We start from the raw sequence: 13,344 nt of genomic DNA on the forward strand, positions 1-13,344 counted from the left end.
TCTTGGCTGTGATCGTTAATCGGCGAAAGATGAAAGGGACTATTGCGCGTAGCGGAACAATCGCCGGGTCCCGAGGTGCGGCCGCGGGCCTCGCCGAGCCGGCGTGGCTGCGCTGCCTCAGTCGAGGGACCGGTTGGCGCGCAGGTGGTCAACCGCGAGATCGACGAACGCTCGCACCTTCGCCGAGGCACGCCGGCCCTCGGCATGCACGACGTGGACCGGCATCGCGTGCTCCTCGTATTCGGACAGAACCGCCTGAAGGCGCCCGTCGCGAAGGGCCGGCGCGACCTGATAGGAGAGGACGCGGGTGAGGCCAAAGCCTTGCTCCGCGGCGGCGATCGCAGCGTCATTGGTGTTGCACAACAGGCGCGGGTGAACCGTGACGCTGGTCTTCTTGTCCTGTCCGAACTGCCATTCGTGCGATGCCCAGGCCGCGGTCGGCGCGATGATCCGGTGCTGGGCGAGATCGGACGGGCTCTGCGGAACGCCGTGCGCTGCAAGGTATGAGGGCGCGCCGCAGACGACGCGCCGGATCGTGCCGACCTTCACGGCGCTCAGGCCCGAGGCCGGCAGGTGCCCGATCCGGATCGCGACGTCCATGCCCTCGTCGATGATGTTGACGATGCGGTCCACGAACACGCTGTGCACGGTGACCGAGGGATACTGGTCGAGATAGGCGAGCAGGATCGGCACGACATGCATCTGGCCGAACATGGCCGGGCCCGTCACCCTGAGGTCTCCCGAGGGATCGGCGTGAAGGCCGGCGGCCGAGGCCTCGGCGTCGGCGATGTCGGTGAGGATCCGCCGGCAATCGTCGAGGTAGCGGCTGCCCGCCTCCGTCAGCTTGACCGCGCGCGTCGTCCTGGTGAGAAGCCGGACACCGATCGTCTCCTCCAGCGCGGATATCGTCCGCGTGACCGCGGGCGGGCTCATGTTCAACGGACGCGCCGCCGCTGCAAAGCCGCCCGCCTCGGCCACCTTGACGAACACTTTCATGGCCTGCCAGCGATCCATTTCAGTTCCCCTGTCGAGACTTGGTCATGCCATCCGTTCGATCATGCTGCCGTTGCTTGAAAATTGCTTGGCGGCCTGCCGCGGGCCCGGGCGTCGCCACGGCGGCCGGACGGCAACCGGGGCGCCGCGTCACCGTCCCCGCCCGCTCCGGAGCGCCTCCGCCACGCCGACGAAGTCCCGCGCCGATTGCGGCAGGGACGAGCCCTTGCGCCAGACCATGCCGACCTGGACGACGGGCAGGGCGCCGGAGACGTCGCGGCTTTCGATGCGGTCGCCTTCCAGCGACCAGGGGCGGTAGACGAGATCGGGGAGCAGGGCGATGCCGGCGCCGGTGGCGACCAGGCTGCGCACAGCCTCGACGGAGCGGGTGCGGAAGGCGACGTGCGGGCGGGCGCCGAGCGCGGAGAGCAGCTTGCCGGTGTTCTCCTCGATCTCGTCGACCGTCAGCATGATCAGGGGCTCCTTCGCGATGTCGCCGACCGAGATGATCTCGGCTGCGACCAGCGGGTGGCCGAGCGGCAGCCAGAGGCGGTAGGGCGAGGTCTCGATGATCTCGGCCTGCAGCGCCATGCGGTCGCGCAGGTTGGAGATGACCATGACGGCGACGTCGAGCTCGCCGCCGATCAGGAGGTGTTCGAGGTAGGAGCCGTTGTCCTCGATCGCGCTGACCTCGACGCCGGGAAAGGCGCGGCGGTAGCGCGCGAGCAGGTCGGAGAGCACGTATCCGGCGACCAGCGAGGTGACGCCAAGATTGAGCTGGCCCTTTCCCGTCGTGCGGTCGTCGGCAAAGGAACGGCGGGCGTCGGAGACGCTGGCGAGGATCTTGGTCGCATGGCGCAGGAACTGGTGGCCGTTGTGGGTCGTCGTCAGGCCGCGCGGATGGCGCTCGAACAGTTCGACGCCGAGGTCGCTTTCCAGCTCCTTCACGGCCTCGGTGATCGAGGACTGGGAGATCGACAGGATCTGGGCGGCGCGGGTGACCGATCCCTGTTCGGCGACGGCGACGAAATATTGCAGCTGACGGAGCGTGAAGGCCATGGCGGCAGTTAATATAGGGCCTTGACGGCAGGCAAGGGGTCGCCGCATTGGTTCAGAGGGGGATCTGCGGGGTAGCGAATAGCGAATAGCGGATGGCGGATAGTGGATTGTGCGGGATGGGGCGGCAGGTCGGGCGGCAGGCCATTGGCCGCCGGGAATGGCAAGTAGGCTCAGGTCCTCGCCAATGAAGGGGCCTGTGTGGAGCCGGTGAGTCCGCAGGCTTGACGGACTTGGTGCGGCTCGCTCCTCCGCTACTCGCTACTCGCTACTCGCTACTCGCCACTCGCCACGCACTGCGCTGGGTTCTCCCGACCGGACAACATGTGAAATGAAAAGAGAGACCATGACCACCTCCGCCAAGCCCGCCCCGACCGAAGCCGGCATCCTCGCCTTCCACCAGCGCTGCGAGGCGTTCTATCCTGCGGACGCGGTCGATGCGCCGATCGCCCAGCAGCGGCAGTGGTACGACGCGCTCTGTGCGGAGTTCGACAGGCCGACGCCCGCCGGCATGATCCGCGAGGAAGCGCTGGTGCTCGGCCGCATCCCGACCCGGCGCTACCGGCCGGCCAGCGTGACGACCGAGACGCGGCTCTACTACATTCACGGCGGCGGCTTCGTCGTCGGCTCGCTGCAGAGCCATGACGCGATCTGTGCGGAGATCGCCGAGGCAGCGGGCGCGGAACTCGTTTCCGTCGACTACCGGCTCTCGCCGGAGCACGCCTGGCCGGCCGCGTTCGAGGACTGTTTCGACGTCTTGACCTATCTTTTGCGCGGCAGGGGGCCGGTGGTGATCATCGGCGACAGCGCCGGGGCGAACCTCGCCGCAGGTCTCGTGCTCAAGGCGCGCGACGAGGGGCTGTCCGGGATCGCCGGCCAGGCGCTCGTCTATCCGGCGCTCGGCGGCGACACCTCCGCCGGTTCCTATGTCGAGATGGCCGAGGCGCCGGGGCTGACCACCGCCGACGTGCGCTACTATCGCGAGGTCTACAGGGCGCCCGATGGCAATCCCTATGCCTTTCCGCTCGCGCATGCCGATCTGTCCGGCCTGCCGCCGGCCTTCATCACCGGCGCCTTCTTCGATCCGCTGCGCGACGATGCGCGGCAGTATGCGGGCCGGCTGGCGGCGGCCGGCGTCGAGGTCTGGTTCCGCGAGGAACCGCAGATGATCCATGCCTGGCTGCGGGCGCGCCACATGAGCGAGGGGGCTGCCGCCGGCTTTGCCGCGCTCTGCCGGGCGGTGTCGGATTTTTCCTCGAGGCGATGAGGTTTCGCGGAGACAGAGCATGAGCGGCATCACCGATCTCGACCGGCTTCTGTCGGAGATGGAGCCTGTGCTGCTGGCGGGGATCTTCGTCTATTGCACCGTGCCGTCTTCCGAGGCGGACCGGTGGTGGCGGCTGCAGCCGCTCGCCACCTTTCGCGAGGCGGAGGGTGTGACGCTGATCCTGCCGGCCGAGGTGGCCGCAGCCCACGGCCTGGCCGCGAGCGCGCCGCTGCGGATGATCACGCTTTCGGTGCATTCCTCACTGGAGGCGGTCGGGCTCACGGCTGCGGTCGCCGCCGTCCTGACGGAAGCGGGCATCAGCGCCAACGTGGTGGCGGCCTTCCACCATGACCATGTGTTCGTGCCGGCGGAGCGGGCGCAGGATGCGCTTTCGGCCTTGCAGAAGCTCTCGAAAGGGCGGCGATCCTGAGGCGGCAACGCCCCCTTTAGCGATTGTCCCAGTGCCGGCGGAGCAGATAGGATTCGAGCCGGTCGAGATATTCCTGCCAGCCTTCCGTATAGGCTTCGACCTCGGCCGGGCCGGCCAGCGGCGACTGGCGGATCGTCAGCCGCGTCGTGGCCTTCACCGCCTCGAAGGTCGCGACCACGTTCGCCTTGCGGCCGTCGTCCGGGATCAGCGTGAAGGCGATGCGCTGGTCCTCGACGATCTCGCGATAGACGGCCAGCATCGGCGTGTCCTCGCCGTAGGGCGAGCGGATGCTGGCGCTCCAGGTGCCGCCGGGGCGGAAATCCATCTCGATCGAGTGCGTGGTGAAGTCGCGCGGCCCCCACCAGCGCGCCAGGCGTTCAGGCGTCGTCCAGAGCTGGAAGACCACCGCCGGCGGGGCGTCGAAACGGCGCTCCAGGTAGAGCGCGTTTTCCACCCTTGCCGCAGCGCGCTGCAGGATCGTCATAGTCCACTCCTCGCGCAGCATCGGGGTCGCCGGGACGATCCGTCCCCGCCGCGATACCTGCGCAGATCAAATATGTCGCTTTCGCCTGCGACGCTCGTGGCGCGCGGCATCAGAAAGAAATTTGGGCCGCGGTACTGTGCCTGCGGCGATCGAATCGCCCCGGCAGCCGGCCGGCCCACGGAAGTTTCAGATAATGATTTTGCGTCCTGTTTCCAGCCCGCCCGGGAAATTCTTTCTCCCGGCCCTCCGGTCGCTTCCCGCAACACCCTGCCGCAGCCATGTGGCGGGCAGGTGTCCGGTCGGCGGTCCGTCAGGCGTCCAGGCCTCGTCCTCAATCCTCCGGTTTCGCCGCGATCCCGTCTCGGTTCGAATCGGGCGATGCTGGAAACTGATCCCCAAAAGTGGCGAACCGGCGGCGCGTGCGCTCACGTTCCAGCCTGTAACCGAACACGAATTCGTGGGGGCCGCGTGGGGGCCGCGTGATCGGACACGGGCGAAACGCCTCGTCAGTAGGCCTGCTCCGACTGCATGCGCGACAGGTCGCGCCGGGGCGGGCGGTTGTAGATGCGGACATGGTCGCGGCTGAACTGCGAGGGACTGTCGTAGCCGACGCGGAAACCGGCCTCGGCCGCCGTCAGGCCTTCGGCGACCATCAGCCGCCGCGCCTCGTGCATGCGCAGGCGGGTGCGGAACTGCAGCGGGCTCATGGCCGTCGCCATGCGGAAATGCGCGTGGAACGAGGAGGGGCTCATGCCGGCGATGCGGGCGAGGTCCTCGATCCGAAACGGTGCGGCGTAGTTCTCGCACAGGTAGGCGACGGCACGGCCGACCTGGGCCAGGCGGCTCTCGCCGCTTGCGATCTGGCGCAGGATCGCGCCCTGCGGTCCCGTTATCAGCCGGTAGTGGATCTCGCGGACGACGAGCGGCCCGAGCACGGAGATGTGTTGCGGCGTATCGAGCAGCCCGACGAGACGGGCGGAGGCGTCGACCAGATCGCGCGTCGCGGCCTGGATGCCGGCCGCCTCCATGCCGTCGGGCACATGCGGGGTTCGACCTGCTGCAGACGTCTCCAGCAGGAGATCGGCGAGCATGCCGCGGTCGAGTCCGAGCTTCAGGCAGAGGTAGGGGTCGTCGGGACTGGCTTCGATCACCGCGCCGATGATCGGAAGATCGATGCCGACGACGAGGCAGTCGCCGGCCTCGTAGACGATCTCGCGGCTGCCGATGCGCGCGCGCTTCCGGCCGGCGGCGACGATGCAGAGGGAGGGCTCGTACAGCGTGTGGACCGGATCGGATATGGCCGACGACCGGATCAGCGACAGCGCCGGGATGGCGGTGTCGTGGATGCCGTCCGCCGGCGCATGCCGCGCGATCAGCCGCTTCAGATCCGCCAGGTCGGGCTTTGCCAGGTCCAGCTTCGCGAGGTTCGTGTTCGTCCGGTTCGTCATGGGCACACCATCGCCCAACCGTACCGGTCTGCCAAGGCGGCGGACGGTCCTTTCGGAGGATCGTGCAAGAAACGCGGACTTCCGTTCTACCGCGCGGTACCCCGTCGCGGTCATCCTCTGGCTGACCCGTGGCGCGGATGCTGCGGGCTTCGAACCGAAGGGATGAGACATGACCAGCATTTCGGAAAAGGTGATCCTGATCACGGGGGCCAGCAGCGGCATCGGCGCGGCGCTGGCAAGAGAACTCGGCAGGGCGGGCGCCCGGCTGATGATCGGCGCCCGCAGGACCGATCGCCTCGCCGCACTGAAGCAGGAGGTGGAGGGCGCGGGCGGCACGATCGCGATGCGGGCGCTCGACGTGACCCGCAGGCAGGACATGGAGGATTTCGTCCGCGCCGCGCTCGATGCCTACGGCCGCGTCGACGTGATCGTCAACAATGCCGGCGTCATGCCGCTGTCCCTGATGAACGCGCTCAAGGTCGAGGAATGGGACCGGATGATCGACGTCAACATCCGCGGCGTGCTGCACGGCATCGCCGCCGTGCTGCCGGTGATGAACGCGCAGGGCGGCGGCCAGATCATCAATGTCTCGTCGATCGGCGGCCTCTACGTGGTCCCGACCGCCGCTGTCTATTGCGCGACGAAATATGCGGTGCGGGCGATCTCCGACGGGCTGCGCCAGGAGAACAGGCAGATCCGGGTGACCTGCGTCTATCCGGGCGTGGTCGAATCCGAGCTCGCCGACACGATCACCGACCCGGTCGCGGCCGAGGCGATGGTGTCCTATCGCAGCATCGCGCTGAAGCCGGAGGCGATTGCCGCGGCCATCCGCCACGTGATCGACCAGCCCGCCGATGTCGATACCAGCGAGATCGTCGTTCGCCCGACGGCCAGCACCTGAGGTGATCGATGATGCGCTCTCAGACGTTCTGCGGGCCTCTTGCCCACCGCCGCGAGGCGCAGCAGTGATGGGGCGGCGATGAACGGTTTCAGCTTGCCCGGCATCGGCGCGATCGTCCTTTGCGTCATGATCGCACCCGTCCAGAAAGGGTTTACCCAGATGAAGACCAACAGTGCACAGCAGAGCCACCCCTATGTCGGGATGTGGATCACCGGCGACGGATACGTCCGTCACAATCTCCTGCCGAACGGGCGCTACGACGAGGCGCGCGGCCGTCGCGAGAGCGCATACCAGGGCCGCTACGCGGTCAGCGGCGACCACATCGAATACTGGGACGACACCGGGTTCACCGCCGACGGCGACTTCATCGACGGCGTTCTGTATCACGGCGGCATGATCCTCTACCGCGACGGCAAGGCGCCGGCCCGCTAGGGCGAGGGTCGCGCCATCCCGCCCGCCGTCATCTTCGGGACCAGCCCGAGGATGACGGCGGGCGGCGGGCGGCTTACATGAAGTCGCGTGGGACCTTCTTCTCGAAGGTCTTCTCGAAGATCTCGTCCTCGCCCTCGAAGGCGCGGACGGACGCCGAGATCAGCCAGTCGGTCGCCGAACACGCGATCGTCGCCGTCGAGATGGTGCGGACGAACCAGCCGGGGCGCTGCATGTCGCAGGTCCAGGTGGCGGTGCCGGTCGCAGACAAGGGGTCCCCATCGGCGATCGACCAGAGCTCGTCGCGCACCTGCCGCGTGGCGAGCCCGGTGCCGGGATGCTCCGACAGGCCGGTGTCCTCGTAGATCGTGTACTCGGTCAGGCCGTTCGTCAGGTCGCGCTCGACGCTGCGCGCCGTTTCGGCCGGCGCCAGCTCCTTGTACTTCGGCAGCGGATCCTTGTTGGCCGGCTCCGGCAGGGCGATGGTCTCGTGGCGACCGAGCTTCGGCAGCGCCAGGCCGAGCGAGGCGAGGTCGATCGTGAGGCCGGGGTCGGTCGGCGGCGGCAGGACGGTCGGCCAGTAGGCGGTCGACAGCGACAGGCGGATGCGGTGGCCGGGGCCGAAGCGATAGCCCATCGCGTCGAGCACGAGGCGGACCTCGGTCTTTTCGCACTTCTTCATCGGCTTCGGCTCGGCATGGCCGTCGCGATGGGCGAGGTTGAGCACGCCGAAGGTGACGCGGGTGGCGGTGCCGTCCGGATGGACGTCGACGATGCGGGCGCAGAGATTGGCGATCTCCGCCTCGCAAGACAGTTGCACGTCCAGCACCGGCTGGCCGAGATAGTCGCGGGCCTCGGTGAGCGGCGGCGTCTCGAGCACCAGCGAGCCGGCGTCGTCGAGGCGCTGGTCGAGCGCCATCTCGGCATCCGGCTTCAGCGTGAACCATTCGCCGGACATGGTGCCGGTATCGAGCGGCGAGCGCAGATAGTGGTCGTGATCCTTGGCGCCGGCGATCGGCATGCCGGGCGCCAGCGTGCCGTATTGCTCGACATAGAAGCACTCCATCTCGGGCGTGCTCCACTTGCTCTTGGCGATCCAGGTGCCGGGGTCGAACTCGCGCCGGATCGACGGCTTCGGCCCGTCCTGGATATAGGCGCGCACCTGCGGCCAGTTCTCCGCACCGTTCTCCTCGCCGCGCAGCCAGCGGTTCCACCACTGGATGGCCTCGGCGTGGAAATCCATGCGCGGCTTCGGCCAGGCGAAGTGCGGGTACTTGTGGATCCAGGGGCCGATCAGCGCCTTGGCCTTCGAGCCCAGGCCCTCGACCGCCTTCAGCGGCGTGTTGCGGTAGCCGTCGGCCCAGCCGGCGATGACGAGGGCGGGGACGGGGAAGCCGCCGAAATCCTCACAGATCGAGCCGTGTTCCCAGAAGGCATCGCGGCGCTGGTGCTTCAGCCACTCCTCCATGAAGAAGGGTTCGTTTTCCAGCCGCGCCAGCCACATGTCCTTCCAGCGGTCGCCGACAACCTCGGGATCCGGCGAGCGCGACTGGTAGGCGAGCATGGTCGCCGCCCAGGAGAGCTGGGCGGAAAGATGCGTGCCGTTCTTGTAGTGGATGTCGTCGTTGTAGCGGTCGACGGTGGAGGCGATCGAGATCACGGCCTTCAGCGCCGGCGGCTTCAGGGCGGCCACCTGCAGGCAGTTGAAGCCGCCCCAGGAGATGCCCATCATGCCGACCGAGCCGTTCGACCAGGGTTGGGCGGCGATCCAGGCGATCAGTTCGCAGGCGTTGGCGAGCTCGAGCGGCGTGTACTCGCCGTCGATGACGCCGTCGGATTCGCCCGAGCCGCGGATATCGACGCGCACGCCGGCGATGCCGGCGGCCGCGAAGACCGGATAGGTGGATTCGTCGCGGGCGCAGGTCCCGTCCCGTTTCCGGTAGGGCAGGAACTCGAACACCGCGGGCACGGGGTCGTTCTCCGCCCCCTCCGGCATCCAGATGCGCGCGGCGAGCCGCGTGCCGTCCGCAAGGGTGATCCACTCGTTCTCGATCACCTTGAAGCTTCGTTCGGTCATGGTCATCGTCCGATCCGCCGCCGCTCTTTACGCTTCGATCCAGGCGCGGCTGCCGATATAGCCGTTCGACATGTCGTTGCCGATGTCGTCGACGATGCCCTTGACCGAGGTCGAGGCGGCCATGACGTAGTCGTTGAAGACCGGCAGGATCAGGCCGCCCTCGTCGCGGACCATCAGCGCCATGGTGCGATAAAGCGCCTTTCGCTTCGCCTCGTCCAGTTCCGAACGGGCCTGCAGCAGCAGCTTGTCGAAATCCTCGCGCTTGAAGCGGGTGTCGTTCCATTCCGCCGTCGAGAGATAGGAAGTCGAGTAGCGCGAATCTTGCGTCGGCCGCCCGCCCCAGTAGGAGGCGCAGAAGGGCTGGACGTTCCAGACATTGGTCCAGTAGCCGTCCTCCGGTTCGCGGCGGACCTCGATCTCGATGCCGGCCTTCTTGGCGCTTTCCTGGAAGATCACGGCCGCATCCACCGCGCCGGCGAAGGCGGCATCGGAGGTGCGCAGCAGGATCGGTCGGTCATGGCCGGACTTCTTGAAATGGAAGGCGGCCTTGTCGGGATCGTAGGCACGCTGCTCGATGTCGTCGGGGGCGAGCGCATAATTGGCATTGACCGGGTAGTCGTTGCCGAGCGTGCCGTAGCCGCCGAGCACGCGGTCGAGGATCGCCTGCCGGTCGACCGCGTATTTCAGCGCCAGCCGCAGGTCGTTGTTGTCGAAGGGGGCTGTGTCGCAGTGCATCAGGAAGGAGTAGAAGCCCTTGCCGGCGCTGCGGATGATCTCGACGCGCGGCGCCCGCTTCAAAAGCGGCACGGTCTTCGGATCGATGTTGTTGACGAAGTGGACCTGGCCGGAGGAGAGGGCCGCGATGCGGGCGGTCGCGTCGTTCATGACGATGATCTCGATACTGTCGACGAAGCCGCGGTCGGAACGCCAGTCGGCAGTGTTCTTCTCGAAGGTGGCGCGCACGCCGGCCTCGAAGTTCGTCAGCTTGTAGGGACCGGTGCCGATGGCGGCGGCCGGATTTTCGAGGCCGCCGTTCGGTTGGATGATCAGGTGGTAGTCGGTCAGGAGCAGCGGCAGGTCGGCATTGCCTTCGGCGAGCGTGATGACGAGATCGCCGGCCTTGTCCTCGATCCCCTTGATCGAGCTCATCAGGCCGAGCGCACCGGACTTCGCACCCTCGTCGGAATGGCGCTTCAGGGTGGCGACCACGTCGGCCACGGTCATCTTGCTGCCGTCGTGGAAGGAGACGTCGTTGCGGATCTTGAAGGTCCAGACGGAGGCGTCGGCGGAGGGCTCCCACGAGGAGGCGATCGCGGGCAGGGCGGCGCCGGTCTTCGGATCGGTCTCGACCAGCGTGTCGCCCCAGAGACGACCGATGACGAAGAGGACGGAGGCGCTGTAGGTCGCGGGATCGAGCACGTCGGTGGCGGCTCCGCCCTTGAGGCCGAGCTTGAGGTGGCCGCCGCGGACGGGCTCCTGGGCCCGGGCGCTGCCGGCCGCCATCGTGCCGCCGAGGCCGGCTGCGATGCCGAGCGCGGCGGTGCCGGCGAGGAAGCTGCGGCGGTTGATGGCGGAAGGCACGATCAGGCCGTCGGGGCGCGTGGTGAAGTCGGTCATGCGGTGGGCTCCGTCGCTGGAATGTCTGCAGCGAAACCTATCGCTTCGCCTGCGCCGCACAATTTCGCGACTTGACGCGAACTGATGCTGGTTTACGCTATTTCGTGACACCAGACAGAGGCGCGCCTTGACCGATCACGATGCCTTCACCCAGAATCTGCGCCATGCCTGCGCGACGAGGCGCTCGATCTCGCAGATCTGCCGGGACATCGGCATCAACCGGCAGCAGTTCAATCGCTATATCGCCGGCGAGGCGCGGCCGTCGGCGCACAACGTCGGCCGCATTGCCGCCTTCTTCGGGGTCGCACCGCAGGACTTCGACCTGCCGCCGAAGCTGTTTCCCGCACGGCTGACGCGGCCGGACCGCGACTGCTCGGCGGCCGGCGGGCTGCTCGACGGCTTTCCCGGCGATATCGCAGCACTCCGCCGCCATGCCGGCTACTACCAGACCTACCACATCTCGCCGTCCTGGCCGGGGCTGGTCGTCTGCTCCTGCGCGCGCATCCACGAGGAGGGCGGCGCGGTCCGGGTGAAGTCGATCGAGCGCATCCACGACGCCGAGAACGAGATCCATCAGTTCTCCAAATATGTCGGGCTCGTCACCTTCTGGCGCAACCGCATCTTCATCGCCGAGCGCAGCGTCGGCCAGCAGCCGATGCTGTCGCAGACGATCCTGATGCCGTTCGAGGTGCACCAGCGCGTCTACCTGCGCGGCACGACCATGGGCGTCTCCTGGCGCAAGGAGAACCTGCCCTATGCCTCGCGGATGATCTGGCGCCATATCGGCCAGGAGCCGGACCTCAGACAGATGCTGTCGCGCTGCGGCGTGCTGCCGTTTTCCTCCCGGCAACTGCCGGCCACGGTGCGCAGCTTCCTCGACACGCCGGAGGCGGAGGTGCTGACGGTGCCGACGGACTATTGAGGCTCGGAACTACGTGATATCCCAACGGCGGACCTGGCCGACACCTTCGTCGAACTCCGCCTCGAAGACGGGCGAGGCGAGGACGGCGTGGATATGAAGACGCGTGGTGCCGCCATTTCGAAAACCGTGCCTTGCCCCGGCGGGGATGACGACCGACGCGCCCGCGCCACACTCCAGACGTTCCCGATCGATCCATATCTCCGCCCGGCCGGCGATCACGGTCAGGACCTCCTCGACGTCATGGACATGTGTCGGCGCGCCCTCACCGGGATCCACCCACTGCTCGAAGATGCAGAGCGCTGTCGCGCCATCGCAGGCGGCAACGATCCTGCGCGTCCTCACGCCGGGGCGCCATTCCTCCGTCGGCTGATCGCTGTGCGTGATGGCTTTCATCCGTCTCCCGCCTTCGCTCGGTGGCATGGCCAGCAGTGATGATAGCAGGGCGCACGGTTCGCTTTCGAGCGGTCGACGCCCCGGGAAGCAGCGCTACGTTCCGGTGACCATCGCGGCAAAGGCCGCGATATCCACATTGCCGCCGCTGAGGATGATGCCGACACGCTTGCCGCTGCAGGGGATGATGCCGTTGAAAACGGCGGCGGCGGCGAGGCAGCCGGTCGGCTCGACGATGATCTTCATCCGCTCGGCGAAGAAGCGCATCGTCTCCACCAACTGCGCGTCCGTGACGGTGACGATGTCGGCTACCTTGTCCTGCAGGATCGGGAAATTGTGGTTGCCGACGTGGGTCGGAAGCGCGCCGTCGGCGATCGAACGCGGCACGGGGATCGTCACGATCTCGCCCTTGCGCAGCGACTGCTGGCCGTCGTTGCCGGCCTCGGGTTCGACGCCGATGACGGTGCAGCCCGAAGAGAGTGCCCTGGCGGCAAGCGCGGAGCCGGCGAGCAGGCCGCCGCCGCCGAGCGGCACCACCAGGAGGTCGAGCGCGCCCGTCTCCTCGATCAGTTCGAGGGCGGCCGTTCCCTGGCCGGCGATGACGTCGGGATGGTCGTAGGGCGGGATCAGGGCCGCGCCGCGCTCGCGGGCGATCCGGTCGCTGATCGCCTGCCGGTCTTCCGTGTAGCGGTCGTAGAGGATGATTTCGGCGCCGTAGCCGCTGGTCGCCGCCATCTTCATCGCCGGTGCATCCTGCGGCATGACGATGGTGGCCGGCACGCCCTGCAACTGCGCGGCATAGGCGATCGCCTGGGCGTGGTTGCCGGACGAAAAGGCGACGACGCCGTTCCGGCGCGCCTCCGGGGCGAGGGCGGCAATCGCGTTGTAGGCGCCGCGGAACTTGAAGGCGCCGACCCGCTGCAGGTTCTCGGCCTTGAAGAACAGCGCGGCGCCGGCCCTGGCGTCGGCCGTCCGGGAGGTGAGGACCGGCGTGCGGTGCGCCTGGCCGGCGATGCGTGCCCGGGCGGCGAGCACGTCGTCGAAGGTGGGGATGCGCAGGGATTGCGACTGGCCGCCGCTGTCGTTCATCGGGCTCTCCGTTTCAGGGCACTGCCGGCATCATGCCGGGTGCGGAGTGTGCCGGGGCGCAGGCGCGGCGGCAAGTGCCGGAGGCGAAAAGGCAGGGCGATCGCATGCGGCAAGTCCCCCCTCTGGCCTGCCGGCCATCTCCCCACAAGGGGAGAAACCTTTGGGATCGCCGCTGCCATCCTTTCCGTCACCCCGGACTTGATCCGGGGTCCAGCAGCGTCGCGTCCGCGACGCGCAAAAT

The 13,344-nt window shown here is 67.9% G+C and carries 13 protein-coding genes; 5 read left to right on the forward strand and 8 right to left on the reverse strand.

Going from position 1 to position 13,344, the window contains the following annotated elements; translation table 11 throughout:
- Nucleotides 1-117 precede the first annotated feature (117 nt).
- Together P0086_RS18240 and P0086_RS18245 are read right to left on the reverse strand one after the other, a co-directional pair.
- Nucleotides 118-1,014, reverse strand: coding sequence for a LysR family transcriptional regulator (locus tag P0086_RS18240; RefSeq protein ID WP_275788116.1), 897 nt, complete (start codon nt 1,012-1,014; stop codon nt 118-120).
- A gap of 129 nt (nt 1,015-1,143) precedes the next feature.
- A complete protein-coding gene (locus P0086_RS18245; protein ID WP_112600345.1) occupies nt 1,144-2,052 on the reverse strand; it encodes a LysR family transcriptional regulator in 909 nt (302 codons plus the stop codon).
- Nucleotides 2,053-2,380: 328 nt separating this feature from the next.
- On the opposite strand from P0086_RS18245, the gene P0086_RS18250 reads away from it, so the two are divergent.
- Both P0086_RS18250 and P0086_RS18255 read left to right on the forward strand, forming a co-directional pair.
- Nucleotides 2,381-3,316, forward strand: coding sequence for an alpha/beta hydrolase (locus P0086_RS18250; protein ID WP_275788118.1), 936 nt, complete (start codon nt 2,381-2,383; stop codon nt 3,314-3,316).
- 19 nt (nt 3,317-3,335) lie between these two features.
- Entirely contained in the window at nt 3,336-3,746 is a 411-nt protein-coding gene (locus tag P0086_RS18255) for an ACT domain-containing protein (protein ID WP_275788120.1), read from the forward strand.
- 16 nt (nt 3,747-3,762) lie between these two features.
- Here P0086_RS18255 and P0086_RS18260 read toward each other — a convergent pair whose 3' ends face one another.
- Both P0086_RS18260 and P0086_RS18265 read right to left on the reverse strand, forming a co-directional pair.
- Nucleotides 3,763-4,230, reverse strand: coding sequence for an SRPBCC domain-containing protein (locus P0086_RS18260; RefSeq protein WP_162714550.1), 468 nt, complete (start codon nt 4,228-4,230; stop codon nt 3,763-3,765).
- A gap of 506 nt (nt 4,231-4,736) precedes the next feature.
- Entirely contained in the window at nt 4,737-5,678 is a 942-nt protein-coding gene (locus tag P0086_RS18265; RefSeq protein WP_275788125.1) for an AraC family transcriptional regulator, read from the reverse strand.
- Nucleotides 5,679-5,847: 169 nt separating this feature from the next.
- On the opposite strand from P0086_RS18265, the gene P0086_RS18270 reads away from it, so the two are divergent.
- Both P0086_RS18270 and P0086_RS18275 read left to right on the forward strand, forming a co-directional pair.
- The gene (locus P0086_RS18270) at nt 5,848-6,579 is read left to right on the forward strand and encodes an SDR family oxidoreductase (RefSeq protein WP_148179396.1); all 732 of its coding nucleotides are present in this window, start codon (nt 5,848-5,850) and stop codon (nt 6,577-6,579) included.
- A gap of 126 nt (nt 6,580-6,705) precedes the next feature.
- Nucleotides 6,706-7,011: an Atu4866 domain-containing protein gene (locus P0086_RS18275; RefSeq protein WP_148149795.1), complete on the forward strand. Its 306-nt coding sequence runs from the start codon at nt 6,706-6,708 to the stop codon at nt 7,009-7,011.
- 73 nt (nt 7,012-7,084) lie between these two features.
- On the opposite strand, the gene P0086_RS18280 is transcribed toward P0086_RS18275, so the two are convergent.
- Together P0086_RS18280 and P0086_RS18285 are read right to left on the reverse strand one after the other, a co-directional pair.
- The gene (locus P0086_RS18280; protein WP_275788314.1) at nt 7,085-9,085 is read right to left on the reverse strand and encodes a CocE/NonD family hydrolase; all 2,001 of its coding nucleotides are present in this window, start codon (nt 9,083-9,085) and stop codon (nt 7,085-7,087) included.
- 27 nt (nt 9,086-9,112) lie between these two features.
- Entirely contained in the window at nt 9,113-10,702 is a 1,590-nt protein-coding gene (locus P0086_RS18285; RefSeq protein WP_275788128.1) for an ABC transporter substrate-binding protein, read from the reverse strand.
- Nucleotides 10,703-10,829: 127 nt separating this feature from the next.
- Here P0086_RS18285 and P0086_RS18290 point away from each other — a divergent pair, with 127 nt between their 5' ends.
- Entirely contained in the window at nt 10,830-11,624 is a 795-nt protein-coding gene (locus tag P0086_RS18290; RefSeq protein ID WP_275788130.1) for a helix-turn-helix transcriptional regulator, read from the forward strand.
- Nucleotides 11,625-11,633: 9 nt separating this feature from the next.
- Here the strand turns inward: P0086_RS18290 and P0086_RS18295 are convergent, their stop codons facing one another.
- Together P0086_RS18295 and P0086_RS18300 are read right to left on the reverse strand one after the other, a co-directional pair.
- A complete protein-coding gene (locus tag P0086_RS18295) occupies nt 11,634-12,017 on the reverse strand; it encodes a cupin domain-containing protein (RefSeq protein WP_275788133.1) in 384 nt (127 codons plus the stop codon).
- Nucleotides 12,018-12,110: 93 nt separating this feature from the next.
- On the reverse strand, nt 12,111-13,103 hold the full coding sequence (locus P0086_RS18300; protein ID WP_275788136.1) for a threo-3-hydroxy-L-aspartate ammonia-lyase: 993 nt from the start codon (nt 13,101-13,103) through the stop codon (nt 12,111-12,113).
- Nucleotides 13,104-13,344 lie beyond the last annotated feature (241 nt).

This window comes from Mycoplana sp. MJR14, from assembly GCF_029210525.1.
Lineage (GTDB): Bacteria > Pseudomonadota > Alphaproteobacteria > Rhizobiales > Rhizobiaceae > Mycoplana.